Annotated in this window: 1 pseudogene; it reads right to left on the bottom strand. The window is 43.3% G+C overall.

From position 1 onward, the window contains the following. Positions 1–545: pseudogene (locus ACIY19_RS10885) on the bottom strand (CHAP domain-containing protein); the annotation flags it as partial.

Raw genomic sequence — 545 nt, 5'->3', positions numbered from 1 at the left:
GCCATCTTTTTCAAGTTGTGAGGGTCATCATTCAAATGATTCCAAAGATCATTCAAGGCATCCGAATAGTGATTGAAACCTAATGTCCCAGCCCATTCTCCACCAGTTCCCTCATTCCAGTTACTTTCTGGTTTCCATTCACTGCCATAGCGAAAGTTCATGAAAAAGATCATGTCATCGATGTTTGTCCAATAGTCTACCTTGTCATTGGACTTCTCTCGATCTCGTTTACTGATCTGAAGCCAGGACTTGTTCAGGTCAAATTCATTTTGTTGGACAGGACCACCGCCTCCAAATATGGCCATAAATATCCCTAAAACAGCAAAGATGAGGAACATTAAGAAATAGGACTTGACAGCTAAAGGATTGGATAAGATGGAACGCAGGGGCTTTGTCGCAACCTTCAAAACCTTTCCTGTCCCTCTTGACACCTTCCCAAACTTTGAACGTGCAAGTCGCTTTCTGGCCTGTTTCATCTTTTTGCTGAGTTTTCCTTCCCAGGAGAACTCTTTTGGTGTTCGAGTATACCCTCGCCCTCTGATGAA

The sequence above is a fragment of the Streptococcus sp. ST14 genome, from assembly GCF_046098195.1.
Lineage (GTDB): Bacteria > Bacillota > Bacilli > Lactobacillales > Streptococcaceae > Streptococcus.
This window is presented reverse-complemented; position numbering and strand designations above follow the sequence as displayed.